Raw genomic sequence first — 13443 nt, forward strand, 5'->3', positions numbered from 1 at the left:
TTTGCAAACTTTATTTGATGAATCTCTAAGTTCAGGTTAAACTAGTTGAATGAAGAACGGTTTAATGGTCAGAGTTATATTTGAGATGAATCTGAGCACGTCAAAGGGATTTTAATGACATTGAATTAAATAAGTAAACTAGATTATACATTGAAAGTTGGTAACTAAAATGATGAATCGCAGTATTATTTTTTTTGATATTGATGGAACTTTGCTTAACCATGATAAAAAATTGCCTCTCTCAACGAAAGAATCGATTTTTAAATTAAAAGAACTTGGACATGAAGTAGCTATTGCAACTGGACGAGCCCCATTTATGTTCGAGGATTTGCGAAAAGAATTAGATATTAATACATATGTTAGTTATAACGGACAATACGTTGTCTTAAAAGGGGAAGAATTATATCGAAATCCATTAAACATTTCATCCCTTGAAAAGCTAACAGAAGCAGCTCTTCATAACAATCATCCTGTCGTCTTTATGGACCATGAGGATATGAGAGCGAATGTGCCAGAGCATACATATATAACAGAGAGCATTGCTACATTAAAAATCGACCGTTTCCCGATGCATGATCCGAATTATTACAAAGGGCGGGAGTTGTTTCAAACGCTTCTTTTTTGCCCAGAAGGGGAATTAAAACAATACGAACAGAGGTTTCATGATTTTGATTTTGTGAGATGGCATCCAGTTTCAGTCGATGTACTCCCAAAGGGAGGATCAAAAGCCCAAGGGATTAAAAAGATCGTTGAAAGACTAGGTATTCACCCAGAACGACAATATGCCTTTGGCGATGGACTTAACGATATGGAAATGCTCTCAACAATACAAAATAGTGTAGCGATGGGGAATGCTGAAGAGATAGTAAAGTCAGTGGCCAAATATGAAACAAAATCTGTTGAAGAGAATGGAATTCTCCATGGTCTTCAAATGGTTGGTCTTTTATAATTAATTAATGATTAACTTAAAAGAACGAAAATATATTAGTCAAAAAGTTTCTCAGTTATCGCATTGCCCTGTTTTGATTATTAAGTAAAATTCACCTCCATTATAGGTTAGGCATGCACTAGGTATTTACCAGGTTCATGCCTTTTTATTAATATACGAAAAAATTTTAAAGTTTACATTAAGATTAAAGTATTAAAACAAAAAGTATCCTATTATAAATAAGAAGTGCATAACTATTGAACAGTTTATTAAAAATTCCAATAAGTAGTATGAAGTTCCTGACTTTTTATGCTTGTAATCCTTCAATTTTAAAAACTATACTTATAGAGTAAATTATTATTTTATCGTCGGAGGAAACATGTCTATTCAAGTTCAAGAATTAAATAGGTCTTTCAGAGTCCATGTCAGGCAGGAGGGCTGGACAGAAGCTTTACGCAGTTTATTCAAACGGGAATATCAAACCGTTCAAGCAGTGAAGGACGTGTCTTTCAACATTAATACGGGTGAAATTGTAGGATTTTTAGGGCCGAATGGAGCAGGAAAAACGACCACGATTAAGATGTTAGCCGGTTTGCTGCATCCTACTTCCGGCCGAATCGAAGTGAATGGATTCAAACCACAGGAACAGAAGAACGAGTACAAAAAAATGATGAGTTTGGTCATGGGGCAGAAAAGTCAATTGATTTGGGATATCCCCCCAATTGAGACTTTTCTAGTAAATAAAAGCGTCTATGAAATTGACGAAAAAGTGTTTCGTCAAACCTTGGATGAACTTGTTGAATTACTAGAATTATCCCCATTACTTGGTAAACCCGTACGAAATCTAAGTCTTGGTCAGCGCATGAAATGCGAATTAGCCGCGTCATTATTACATCGTCCATCGATTCTTTTTTTAGATGAACCGACGATTGGCTTGGATGTGGATACCCAAGAAAAAGTACGCCAATTTATTGCTAAATATAATCGTGAACACAAAACAACGATTCTGCTAACTTCACATTATATGGGCGATGTCACCGCACTTTGTGAGCGGGTGTTAATCATTAATCATGGGAAACTACTTTATGACGGAGCGTTACAAGTCTTAACGGAAAGATTAACTCCATATAAATTGTTAGAGGTTCGACTTCCTTCAGGCTCACATGGTCGATGGGAGTCATTCGGTGATGTGGTTTCCTTTGAAGATGGGAAATTGACACTTCGAATCGCACGGGATCGTGTACCGACTATTTCATCTGAACTACTGGCTAATTTCGAAATCAACGATCTAAATATACAAGATCCACCGATGGAAGAAGTGATTACCTTAGCTTTCCAGGAGGAATCACATGAATACTAAATATCGAGCCATTTTACGGATGAAATATGTCGAGATGTTTTCTTATCAGCTATCGACAATGGTCTGGATGTTTGGTACGATGATCCAACCTTTGATTACCATGATGGTGTGGATGAATATTTATCCAGACCAGGGAGATTCTTTTATTTTATATTTTATTTCTTTGATAATAGTAGAGCGCTTGACAAGTGCTTGGGACGTTTGGGAAATGGATCGGCAAATAAGGGAAGGGACGTTTTCCTATCAAATTGTTCGGCCTTTTCATCCAATTCATTGGGCAATCGCAGAAAATATTGTATATAAAGGTTTGTTTTTAGTCATTCTTGTGCCTTGTTGGATTATTCTTTCCATCTTTATTCCTTCTCTCCAGTTACATCTATCATTCAGCCAGTGGGGACTATTTTTAGCTGCGCTGTTATTAGGAGCAATTATTCGATTTGCTTTTAGTTTTATGTTTGGCATATTGGGTTTTTGGATGACCAAAGTGACAGCTGTCTATGCCACGTTCGAAACCGTCTCGTTATTTATTTCAGGCCGGATTGCACCGTTTTCTCTGTTACCGCCTGTAGTGAAACAAATCAGTACCTTCTTACCCTATCGATATATGATTGGATTTCCTTTAGAAATTCTAACAGAAACAGCTGATCGGAAAACCATGTTGGTAGGATTTATAGGTTCCTCCATTTGGACTGTTCTTCTGATTGTGGCAATAGGTTGGTTATGGAAGGCTGGATTAAAGAAAAATCAGGCGGTGGGAGGATAACATGAGGCGATATTGGGGGATATTTAAAGAATTTTTTCGAACTTGTCTGGTAGAAGAACTCGAATACCGCAGTGAGTTTATAGGGAATCTCTTTTCAAGTTTATTTGGTATTATCGTTTCGATTTTGATGGTCCAAATTTTCTTTTATCAAACAGATCAATTGGGGGGCTGGGCATATGCTGATGTTCTGATTCTTCTTGGTATTTTCAATACCTTGCAAGGGTTGGTTGATTTTGCTCTTCGCCCGAATATGCCGAGACTGCTTATGCATATTCGAATGGGAACATTAGATTATGTGCTCACAAAACCCGTTGATAGCATGTTTTTCGTCAGTCTGAGGCATCTTGTTTTCTGGCGCTTGATTGATGTGTTATTAGGGGTTGGATTAATTATTTATGGCTTAGTTCAAAGGCATTTCATACCGTCATTGCTTGATGTAGGTTTCTTTTTGGTTAGCATTATTGCGGCATTATTAATTATTTATTCTTTGTGGATGTTATTGATGACCACCGCCTTTTGGGTGATTCGAATGGATGATTTATCTTTTTTATTCAACTCTTTCTTTGAAACGACTCGGTTTCCAATCACTATGTATAAAGGTTGGCTGCGACTGGCTTTAACCTATGTTTTTCCTGCCGCGTTTCTTACGTTTACTCCGGCAAGTTCTTTAATCGGAAAGTGGAATGGTGGAACAACAGTTGTGTCACTCATTGTCGCTGTTGTTTTCTTTTGGCTGTCCCGTCGTTTCTGGAAGTTTGCACTTGCGAATTATACTAGTGCGAGTAGTTAAAATCATTGTGGATTAAAAGTCCCGAGGAGAGAGAAAATTGGGAGCTACAGGGGATAAGAATGGTTCATAATCCCCTGAAGAAAAAGATTATTAGAGCTGCAGGGGATAAGAATGGTTCATAACCCCCTGAAGAAAAAGATTATTAGAGCTGCAGGGGATAAGAGTGGTTCATAACCCCCTGAAGAAAAAGATTATTAGAGCTGCAGGGGATAAGAATGGTTCATAACCCCTGAGGAAAAAGATTACTAGAGCTACAGGGGATAAGAATGGTTCATAATCCCCTGAAGAAAAAGATTATTAAAGCTACAGGGGATAAGGACAATTCATAACTCCTTAAGGAAAAAGTAATTAAGAGTTACAGAGGATAAGAACGGTTTATAACCCCCAAAGGAGAAAAAAATCAGATACTACAGCAGATAAGAGGCACGGATATAAACATTCCATGCCTCTTATTTTGCCGTTTTTAAGGAAAAATAGCCTTTAAAACATACTCAACCGATAATTTCTAGATAAAAGTTCCAATAGTTTAATTCCAGCCACACTGTTACCTTTTTCATCCAGTGCAGGGCCGAAAATTCCGATTCCAAATTTCCCAGGCACAGCCCCCATGATACCGCCTGATACGCCACTTTTAGCAGGAATACCAATTTTGATGGCAAATTCTCCTGACGCATTATACATCCCGCACGTAACCATAAATGTTTTACAGATTCGCGCTACATCCTCAGGCATAATCTGTTTTCCAGTTAGAGGATCTTTTCCATCCATCGCAAAAATCATTCCGATCCTTCCTAAATCCAGACAATTCATTTCGATGGCACACTGTTTTGTGTATAAATCTAATAATGTTTCAACATTTTCAATGATAATATTATGCTGCTTAAGAAAATAACATAATGACCGGTTTAAATTAGCCGTTTCGAATTCGGACCGGGCGACTTCCTCACAATAGCCGATGGAAGAGTCGTCGGCCAACTCCTGAATAAAGGCTAATAACCGATTCAACCTATCCTCAACTGAATCCCCCTTAATCATGTGGGTGACAACAAGTGCTCCTGCATTGATCATAGGGTTTAGCGGTTTGGCTGGTGCCATTGTTTCTAATTTGGCAATCGAATTAAAAGGGTCTCCAGTCGGTTCCATTCCAACCCGTTCAAATACATATTGAAAGCCTCTTTCTATTAAGACAAGAGCCAAGCTTATAACCTTTGAAATACTTTGCAGTGTAATCTTTTTATTAATATCTCCGGCTGAGATACATCTTCCGTCTGGATAATGAATGGCAATGGACAAATCCTCTGGATTTGCTTTACCCAGCTCGGGAATATAGTCAGCAACCTTGCCATCTTTTGTATATTTTTTTGCTTCATCAACTAATAGTTTTAATTCACCACTTGTTTGACATGGCATAAAGAATCACCCATAGTAGTTTTGCCTATGAAATTGAGTTCATACATGATAAAAATTGTTCAATGTATACATGTTTTATAGAAAATGATTTTTCTGGTTGAATTAGATTAAATGACATTAGACAATGTGAGGAATACAAAAATTTTTAAAACGTGAAGTGTTAAAAGACAATCCCCTTCCTAATATTACAAGGAAAGGGATTTTTGAACTTGAAACCCTGAGCGTTAAATCTGATTAGGTTGTTGGTGCCACGATTGAATTTTTAGCTTGTGTTGTCTTTATTGGCTGGTAAGATAATTTTGCGCATTCGCTGAAAGCAAATTGTTTACAGCCTTTACACTTATTAATCTCCAGTTGTGCCAGTGCGGCATTGAGAGCTTCACCGGTATGTTCAAAAATATTTTTTTCACCTATCTTTTTGTTCAGTCCCGTTGCCCAAAGTAATTCTTTCGGTTGTTCGCGTAGACCGGAAATCATGACATGTTGTTTTTGGTCCTTTAATTGTTTAACGATTCTGGAGAGGAGAGCTTCACCTGAAGTATCAATGAAGGAAACCTTGCTCATTCTTAATAGAAGAACTCGCGGCTTCGAACTAAGAATTTCTTCAATTTCTTCTTCCAATCGTTCAGTGGTACCGAAAAATAATGGTCCTTCTAATGTGTAAATATGAATTTGCGGACAGTTAGAACCTTGCTGTACGATTTCTTTTTTCACCATTTTATCAGCCGGGTCCGGCAAAACCTTCGACACTTTCAAAGTCTCGCTCATTTTCCGAACAAATGCCACTAGCGCTAAAATAATTCCTCCGCCGACACCAGTGGTCAGGTCGATACCAACGGTTAAGAGGAAGGAAGTGACTAATACAAGCGAATCCATTGTTTTGGTTTTAAAGATATGGAGAAACTCTTTGCGTTCACTCATGTTCCATGCAACAAACATAAGAATCGGTGCCATACTGGCTAATGGAATGGCCGAGGCATATGGTGCGAGCATGACTAATACCATCAATACGACAACCCCATGTATAACACCGGATAAGGGTGAGAACGCGCCGTTTTTAATATTAGTTGCTGTTCGTGCAATAGCACCTGTAGCTGGGATCCCTCCAAATAAAGGGGTTATCATGTTGGCCAGTCCTTGCGCCATCAGCTCCTTATTACTATTGTGCTTTTCGTTGGTCATACTGTCCGCCACTAAAGCAGATAATAAGGATTCAATTCCACCTAGCATGGCAATAACCAGAGCGGCAGGCAGAAGTTCAATGACTAAACTACCGGTAATCTGCGGAAATTCAAAATTTGGTAGCCCAGTAGGAATGGCTCCATATGTAGAACCAATAGTTGAAACTTGATTCGGAAAGCAATAAGAAGCAATTAAAGTTGAGACAATTATCCCCAACAGTGCTCCGGGGATTTTTGGCATATATTTTGTTGCCAATAGAACAATGGCTAGACTAATAAAAGCTACCAGAACACTGTAGACGTTAATGGTATGCAGGTTTAAGAGAATTTCTTTCATGTTTAAGTGAAATGCTTCTTCTTTTTTTAAGTTACTCAGCCCTAAGAAATTGGCAATTTGGCCAGAAAAGATAATCACTGCAATTCCAGCCGTAAACCCGATGGTCACAGGCCGTGGAATAAACTTAATAAACCTCCCTAATTTGAACGCACCCATTAGAAAAATAATCACGCCTGCCAGAAAACCGGCAATCAATAATTTTTCATAACCAAACTGCAGCACCACTCCCAATAATACAGGAACAAAGGCTCCTGTCGGCCCTGCAATTTGATATTTGGATCCTCCGAAAAGAGAGACCAAAATCCCGGAAATAATCGAGGTATAAAGCCCGTATTCCGGTCTTACCCCCGAAGCAATTGCAAAGGCCATTGCTAAAGGAATCGCTACAATCCCAACAATTAATCCAGCCACCACATCTTTTTGAATATGGCCAAGATTATAGCCTTTAAATCGGTTATAATCGATCATTAAAACACCCCGCTTTCAAGATTAGATAAGTTTGTCTCGTTCGAATGGACCTCATTACGTTTTTTAATCCCATCGCTTTTCGATGCAGTTCTAGGAACCGAGTATTCATACATGAAAAATGACGTTTATTTTCTGGAGACTTTGTCGTTTGAAATTCCTGATACTTGTGTTGATTGTCGAACTCCTTGTTAAAATCTAAGATTCTTGAAATGGTAGACATAGATTTCCCTCCTATTTCACATAATGATCGGTGTAATACATAACATTAGATGTAATGTTATATCACATATATATATAATATAATGGGAAAATGTGAAAAAATTGTTAATAAATTGTAGGTAAAATGTTGCCTTTTTATGTCATGACTATAGTGTGAGGAATCTTAAAAGTAGTTGTTAAATCCCGCTTTAGCTCTAGTATATGACTTGTTTTTTTGAGGAAATTCTACTAGGAATGTTTGGATAAAGAACCTAATTGGAGTGGATTCTAGCGGGAAGATGTCTATTACCGAATTAATGAATGATCAAAGGAGTGGTTCTAATGGGAGCTGTTCTTTATCAAGGTGATGAAAGATAAAACTAGTCGGTTTTGATAGGAAAGTGTCCTTCATCGAGGTAATGAAAGACAATATGAGAGGTGTCTAGTGGGAAAGCGTCCTTCATCGGATCATGAAAGACAAATAAGAGTAAAGAATTAAGAAGATGTTAAAACTGGTGAAATTATTAAATTACCAAAAAAGGAAAAAGAAATAAAGAAAATGGAAAGCAACGAAATTAGGAGGGTTTCAGTGAATATCTTCCTATATCGTTGCTTGTTGTGTTCATCAAATAATAAGCTTCACTTGTTATTCGATCAACTATAAAGTAAACAATCTTCGGTTAGGGTGCCCCATAGGGAATCATCCATTAATCCTTTGGTCATATTCAATTCTCAAACGTTTGATATCTTCTATAGGAGGAAGCCCAAACATACGGGAATACTCACGGCTGAACTGTGACGGACTTTCATAGCCTACACGGAATGCGACATCCGTTGCATCCGTTGATTCAGACAATAATAGATGACGGGCCTGCTGCAGTCTCAATTGTTTTTGAAATTGAATCGGGCTCATAGTGGTAACCACTTTAAAGTGACGATGAAGCGAAGACTCACTCATATTCGCTATTTCCGCAAGTTCCTCAATGCGAATGGACTTAACATAATTTTTCATGATGTGTTCAATTACGTCCCTGACTTGATTAGTAGAGCTTCCTTCAATGGCCATTTGTTCAAGAGTGACACCATGCTTACCTTGAAGAACCCTATAGAGAATTTCCTTCGTGAAGAGAGGAGCAAGCACCGGGATATCTTCTGGATTGTCTAATAAACAAGCTAACCTAATTACTGCTTCCAACAAAGGAACTTCAATGCGGCTGACAAACATCGCTCGTTTAGCATTTTCTTTTGGGCCAACTCGAATTCCCATATCCCGTATAACCTCAATGATTTGATGCGGCGTAAATTCAAGTTTGATAGCCAGATATGGCACTTCAGCGGATGCTTCCATGACTTGTCCTGTAACCGGCAAGTCAACTGATGTAACAAGGTAATTGGAAGGACCGTAACGAAATCGCTCAATCCCTAACAAATTCTCCTTCACACCTTGAACTACAATGCACAAGGAAGGCTTATAAACTTTGTGTCTTGGTCCGATATCAGTAGATTGGCGAATGAAAAATAGAGACGGAATTGTGGTCTCGTGAACACCGTCCCGGCCTGTATGCTGCTCTATGAGTTTAGCGAGCTTATCCTGTTTTTTATAGATTTGTTCAGACATAAGTTCCTCCTTGCGCCTTCATTCTTGATTGTTCCATTATAATGCATATCCTTCTGGTGCGTAAGTGGGTGTGAGAGGAATAGGCAATCATTTAAGAGGATTTGGATAACGGTCGCTTTTACATTTATTGCATAATTAGGAGGAGCTAGAACCAATAACATTTGGAATTTAAGGTAACAACAAAATAAATGAAAGGATGATTCATAATGCAAAAGCGAAGATTAGGAAAAAGTGGCCTGGAAGTTTCTGCTGTTGGGCTCGGCTGTATGGGAATGAGTCATGGTTATGGACCGGCATCTGACAAGAAAGAAATGATCTGGTTGATCCATGAGGCAATTGACCGAGGTGTTACTTTCTTCGACACTGCCGAAGTGTATGGTCCATATGTAAATGAAGAGTTGGTAGGCGAAGCGCTTGCTCCATTCAAGGAAAAAGTGGTTATCGCTACTAAATTTGGAATCCAAATGGTAGATGGAAAACAGGTGCTTGACAGTAAGCCGGAGCGTATTAGGAAATCAGTCGAAGGATCGCTCAAACGCCTTAAGATTGATACCATTGACCTTTACTATCAACATCGGGTTGACCCAAATGTGCCGATAGAAGAAGTAGCTGGAGTAGTACAAAACCTAATCAAGGAAGGCAAGGTTAAGCATTGGGGACTTTCTGAAGCAGGGGTGAAAACGATTCGGCGTGCAAACTCGGTTCATCCGCTTACTGCCATTCAAAGTGAGTACTCAATGATGTGGAGAAGTCCTGAAGAAGAACTACTGCCTACACTTGAAGAGCTTGGAATTGGCTTCGTTCCGTTCAGTCCGTTGGGTAAAGGATTCCTTACCGGGAAAATTGACAAAAATGCCACATTCGATAGCTCCGATTTCCGAAGCATTGTGCCTCGTTTTAAACCTGAGAATATCGAAGCAAATCAGGTTCTGGTCGAACTAATAAAGGAGATCGCAGCAGGGAAGGACGCAATGCCGGCTCAAATCGCACTAGCATGGGTACTTGCCCAGAAGCCATGGATTGTTCCGATTCCCGGTACACGCAAATTGAACCGTCTGGAAGAAAATCTTGGCGCAGCTGAGGTTGAACTGACCACCGGGGAACTAAGTGATTTGAACAATACGCTCTCGAAGATTGAGATTTCCGGAGATCGATATCCGGCAGAATACGCAAATAGAGTGGGCAAATAATATCTTGTTTAATAAAAATAAACTGGAGGATTTCAAATGCAAAAAGTAACTTTGAACAATAGTGTAGAGATGCCTATACTTGGTTTCGGTGTTTATCAGATTCAAGATGCCAATCAATGTGAACAAAGCGTTTATCACGCTATTATGGCAGGCTATCGGCTAATTGATACCGCTGCCTCTTATCTGAATGAAGAAGCAGTTGGCAGAGCAATCAAGCGGAGTGGCGTACCAAGAGAGGAATTATTTATTACTACAAAACTCTGGGTCCAAGATACGGGTTATGAGAGCACAAAGAAAGCTTTCGCAAAATCACTGGAAAGACTGCAATTGGATTATTTGGATTTGTATTTAATTCATCAGCCGTTTGGTGATGTATATGGTTCTTGGCGTGCGATGGAAGAATTGTACCGTGAGGGAAAAATCAGGGCAATTGGTGTTAGTAACTTTCAGAAAGATCGTCTGGTAGATTTGATTATTCATAATGAAATTACCCCTGCCGTAAACCAGGTTGAAACGCATCCCTTCTGCCAGCAGATAGAAAGTGCTAAACTGATGAAAGAGCACCATGTTCAGATAGAGTCCTGGGGGCCTTTTGCTGAAGGAAGAAATAACATGTTCCAAAATGAAGTTTTAGTATTAATAGCCGAAAAGTATAATAAATCAGTTGCTCAAGTGATTTTACGTTGGTTGACGCAAAGAGACGTCGTAGTCATTCCAAAATCTGTTCATAAAGAAAGAATTATTGAAAACTTTAATATCTTTGACTTTGAATTAAGCCAAGAGGATATGGATTCAATTGCTTCATTAGATACCAATAACAGCTTGTTTTTCTCCCATAACGATCCCGAAATTGTAAAATGGATCGGTACCCGTAAACTAGATATTTAATGTTTTTACTTTTGTAACTTTTCTATCACATTAAAGATTGTGTTAGTCCACTACCTGAAGATAATTAACAATTATGATTAATTTGTTTAAAAATGAACAAATTGGCGTCATTTAACCATTGTAAGGATCTAAGTACTATTTATAATGTAGTTATATGAAATAAATAATGTGAATTCAGCATTGTTACTGGTGTACGCAGGCAAAACTAATTGGGATTGTTACTGTTATTCAGGCAAAACCCGATTGGATTGTTACTGGTTATCCAGGCAAAACCTAAATCGCTAAAATTGAGGGCTTTTTAAGCCTTCGATTTTGGTGGTTTAGGTTTTTCTTTTAGGAAATAATCTAGAACTTAGGGGAGAGAGAGAAATTTATACACACCGTAAAAAAATGTTTGATATTACATGTTACTATTATTCAGAATGTTAAGAAATGATTGTAAAAAAATGAATCCTTGAAAAAAAACCTAAATTACTCTATCATATTATCTTGTTAGTAAATAATTTTTATATAGTGTTTATATTGTTTAGGAGAAAAGCTGGCAGGAATAAATAATTATATATAATGGTCTTTCATTTATTTTACATATCGGCCATTCTATTAATTTAATATTACTAGCCCAAATTCTTAACAGCCTATCGAAAGGGGAATAAGATATGTTAGAAGTTATGGACAGACCAAAGTCAGAACCAACTAAAGCAGAACAACTTGATGTACTTGATCAGTTGCTAAAGCCGGAGGTTCAGGAATCATTAACCACTTTAGTAGAACAGCTTCCAAAATTGACCGAACTTGTGAATATATTAACAAAGTCATATGACTTTGCCCAGTCAGTTGCAACAGATGAAGTATTAAAAAATGATACAATTGGAGCCATTACAGAGATTGTAGAACCTGTTAAAGATACGGTGAAAAATCTAGCTGCTACTGCAATTGAAGCAAAAGATCGTGCCGATGAAAGTAATGAAGTGATCGGTTTATTTGGACTTTTGAAAATGATTAAAGACCCTCAAGCTCAGAAACTTTTCCGTTTTATTAACGCTTATCTTGAGGTTTCGGCAGAACGCTCAGCGAAATAAATTTACCAGTACATCCATAGAGACGGGGGAGAGACTATGTCAAAGAAAGTTGTTATTTTAGGTGCCGGATATGGCGGACTATTAGCTGCTATTAATATTCGTAAATATTTAAATAAAGATCAAGCACAAGTTACTGTGGTGAATCAGTACCCTACACATCAAATTATCACAGAACTTCATCGTTTGGCAGCAGGAAGTGTTGCAGAACAGGCAGTGGCCATGCCTTTAGCGAAGCTTTTCAAAGGAAAAGATATTGAGCTTAAAATCGCAAAGGTAGAGTCATTTTCAGTAGATCAAAAAGTAGTAAAACTTTCAGATGGATCTACTTTATCATATGATGCGCTAGTCGTGGCCTTAGGAAGCAAAACAGCTTACTTCGGTATACCAGGATTAGAAGAAAACAGCATGGTGTTAAAATCAGCTGAAGAGGCGAATAAAATCTATCAACATATCGAAGAACGGATCGCTGAATATGCAAAAACGAAAAATGATGCAGACGCAACGATTCTTATCGGCGGCGGTGGTTTGACCGGTGTTGAGTTGGTTGGAGAAATCGCTGATATCATGCCTAAACTTGCTAGAAGCTATGGTGTGGATCCAAAAGAAGTAAAGCTGCTTTTAGTAGAAGCAGGCCCTAAAATCTTACCTGTTTTACCAGATGCATTAATTGAACGAGCTACTGCGAGTTTAGAGGCACGTGGTGTTCAATTCTTAACAGGCCTTCCTGTAACCAACGTAGAAGGAAATGTCATTGATTTAAAAGATGGACAAAAGATTACTGCTAATACGTTCGTTTGGACTGGCGGAGTACAAGGTAATCCTCTAGTAGGTCAATCAGGGCTTGATGTGGATCGTGGACGCGCAACCGTTAATGAATATCTTCAATCTACTTCACATAAAGACGTATTCGTTGTCGGTGACAGTGCGGTTGTCTTTGGTCCAGAAGGACGACCATTCCCGCCTACTGCCCAAATTGCATGGCAAATGGGAGAACAAACAGGATACAATGTCTTTGCCTTCTTAGAGAACAAAGCTTTCAAAGAGTTCTCTCAAGTTAACTCTGGAACCCTTGCAAGCTTGGGACGTAAAGATGCGGTAGCTACTATTGGTGCGAACGCTATTCCACTAAAAGGGATGCCAGCGTCATTAATGAAAGAAGCTAGTAATGTTCGATACTTATCACATATTAAAGCATTGTTCAGTTTAGCTTATTAATACTAACGAAGCTATTAA

At 38.4% G+C, this 13443-nt stretch carries 12 protein-coding genes; 8 read left to right on the forward strand and 4 right to left on the reverse strand.

Translation table 11 applies throughout. From position 1 onward, the window contains the following. Positions 1-169: 169 nt before the first annotated feature. The 4 genes from M3226_RS03080 (at position 170) to M3226_RS03095 (ending at position 3841) form a co-directional block, all read left to right on the forward strand. Positions 170-949 carry a Cof-type HAD-IIB family hydrolase gene (locus tag M3226_RS03080; RefSeq protein ID WP_251562490.1) on the forward strand — a complete coding sequence of 260 codons (780 nt, stop codon included), beginning with the start codon at positions 170-172 and terminating at the stop codon, positions 947-949. A gap of 358 nt (positions 950-1307) precedes the next feature. Further along, positions 1308-2288 (forward strand): ABC transporter ATP-binding protein, encoded by a 981-nt coding sequence (locus M3226_RS03085; RefSeq protein ID WP_251562492.1) that lies wholly within the window; start codon positions 1308-1310, stop codon positions 2286-2288. Beyond that, positions 2278-3051, forward strand: a complete 774-nt coding sequence (locus M3226_RS03090; RefSeq protein ID WP_251562493.1) for an ABC transporter permease — start codon at positions 2278-2280, stop codon at positions 3049-3051. Before M3226_RS03085 ends, M3226_RS03090 begins: the two co-directional genes overlap by 11 nt. A 1-nt stretch (position 3052) precedes the next feature. Continuing rightward, the gene (locus M3226_RS03095) at positions 3053-3841 is read left to right on the forward strand and encodes an ABC transporter permease (RefSeq protein WP_251562495.1); all 789 of its coding nucleotides are present in this window, start codon (positions 3053-3055) and stop codon (positions 3839-3841) included. 480 nt (positions 3842-4321) lie between these two features. Here M3226_RS03095 and glsA read toward each other — a convergent pair whose 3' ends face one another. The 4 genes from glsA to M3226_RS03115 all read right to left on the reverse strand — a co-directional run bounded on the left by glsA (position 4322) and on the right by M3226_RS03115 (position 9053). Then, positions 4322-5251, reverse strand: coding sequence for a glutaminase A (gene glsA / locus M3226_RS03100; protein ID WP_251562497.1), 930 nt, complete (start codon positions 5249-5251; stop codon positions 4322-4324). A gap of 234 nt (positions 5252-5485) precedes the next feature. Next, entirely contained in the window at positions 5486-7237 is a 1752-nt protein-coding gene (locus M3226_RS03105; RefSeq protein ID WP_251562499.1) for a SulP family inorganic anion transporter, read from the reverse strand. Further along, on the reverse strand, positions 7224-7457 hold the full coding sequence (locus M3226_RS03110; protein ID WP_251562500.1) for a hypothetical protein: 234 nt from the start codon (positions 7455-7457) through the stop codon (positions 7224-7226). The genes M3226_RS03105 and M3226_RS03110 overlap by 14 nt, the downstream gene beginning before the upstream one ends. A 678-nt stretch (positions 7458-8135) precedes the next feature. After that, positions 8136-9053 (reverse strand): AraC family transcriptional regulator, encoded by a 918-nt coding sequence (locus M3226_RS03115; protein WP_251562502.1) that lies wholly within the window; start codon positions 9051-9053, stop codon positions 8136-8138. Positions 9054-9259: 206 nt separating this feature from the next. On the opposite strand from M3226_RS03115, the gene M3226_RS03120 reads away from it, so the two are divergent. The 4 genes from M3226_RS03120 to M3226_RS03135 all read left to right on the forward strand — a co-directional run bounded on the left by M3226_RS03120 (position 9260) and on the right by M3226_RS03135 (position 13425). Beyond that, positions 9260-10243, forward strand: coding sequence for an aldo/keto reductase (locus tag M3226_RS03120; RefSeq protein WP_251562504.1), 984 nt, complete (start codon positions 9260-9262; stop codon positions 10241-10243). Positions 10244-10279: 36 nt separating this feature from the next. Then, a complete protein-coding gene (locus M3226_RS03125; protein WP_251562506.1) occupies positions 10280-11131 on the forward strand; it encodes an aldo/keto reductase in 852 nt (283 codons plus the stop codon). 668 nt (positions 11132-11799) lie between these two features. Continuing rightward, a complete protein-coding gene (locus M3226_RS03130; RefSeq protein ID WP_374110543.1) occupies positions 11800-12210 on the forward strand; it encodes a DUF1641 domain-containing protein in 411 nt (136 codons plus the stop codon). Between the two features lie 36 nt (positions 12211-12246). Further along, the gene (locus M3226_RS03135) at positions 12247-13425 is read left to right on the forward strand and encodes an NAD(P)/FAD-dependent oxidoreductase (protein ID WP_251562510.1); all 1179 of its coding nucleotides are present in this window, start codon (positions 12247-12249) and stop codon (positions 13423-13425) included. Positions 13426-13443: the final 18 nt, after the last annotated feature.

The organism is Neobacillus cucumis, from assembly GCF_023715505.1.

Bases quoted from the DNA above. Each gene is read 5' to 3' on its own strand.
- M3226_RS03080 (WP_251562490.1), top strand. From the start codon at position 170: ATGATGAATCGCAGTATTATTTTTTTTGATATTGATGGAACTTTGCTT.
- M3226_RS03085 (WP_251562492.1), top strand. From the start codon at position 1,308: ATGTCTATTCAAGTTCAAGAATTAAATAGGTCTTTCAGAGTCCATGTC.
- M3226_RS03090 (WP_251562493.1), top strand. From the start codon at position 2,278: ATGAATACTAAATATCGAGCCATTTTACGGATGAAATATGTCGAGATG.
- M3226_RS03095 (WP_251562495.1), top strand. From the start codon at position 3,053: ATGAGGCGATATTGGGGGATATTTAAAGAATTTTTTCGAACTTGTCTG.
- glsA (WP_251562497.1), bottom strand. From the start codon at position 5,251: ATGCCATGTCAAACAAGTGGTGAATTAAAACTATTAGTTGATGAAGCA.
- M3226_RS03105 (WP_251562499.1), bottom strand. From the start codon at position 7,237: ATGATCGATTATAACCGATTTAAAGGCTATAATCTTGGCCATATTCAA.
- M3226_RS03110 (WP_251562500.1), bottom strand. From the start codon at position 7,457: ATGTCTACCATTTCAAGAATCTTAGATTTTAACAAGGAGTTCGACAAT.
- M3226_RS03115 (WP_251562502.1), bottom strand. From the start codon at position 9,053: ATGTCTGAACAAATCTATAAAAAACAGGATAAGCTCGCTAAACTCATA.
- M3226_RS03120 (WP_251562504.1), top strand. From the start codon at position 9,260: ATGCAAAAGCGAAGATTAGGAAAAAGTGGCCTGGAAGTTTCTGCTGTT.
- M3226_RS03125 (WP_251562506.1), top strand. From the start codon at position 10,280: ATGCAAAAAGTAACTTTGAACAATAGTGTAGAGATGCCTATACTTGGT.
- M3226_RS03130 (WP_374110543.1), top strand. From the start codon at position 11,800: ATGGACAGACCAAAGTCAGAACCAACTAAAGCAGAACAACTTGATGTA.
- M3226_RS03135 (WP_251562510.1), top strand. From the start codon at position 12,247: ATGTCAAAGAAAGTTGTTATTTTAGGTGCCGGATATGGCGGACTATTA.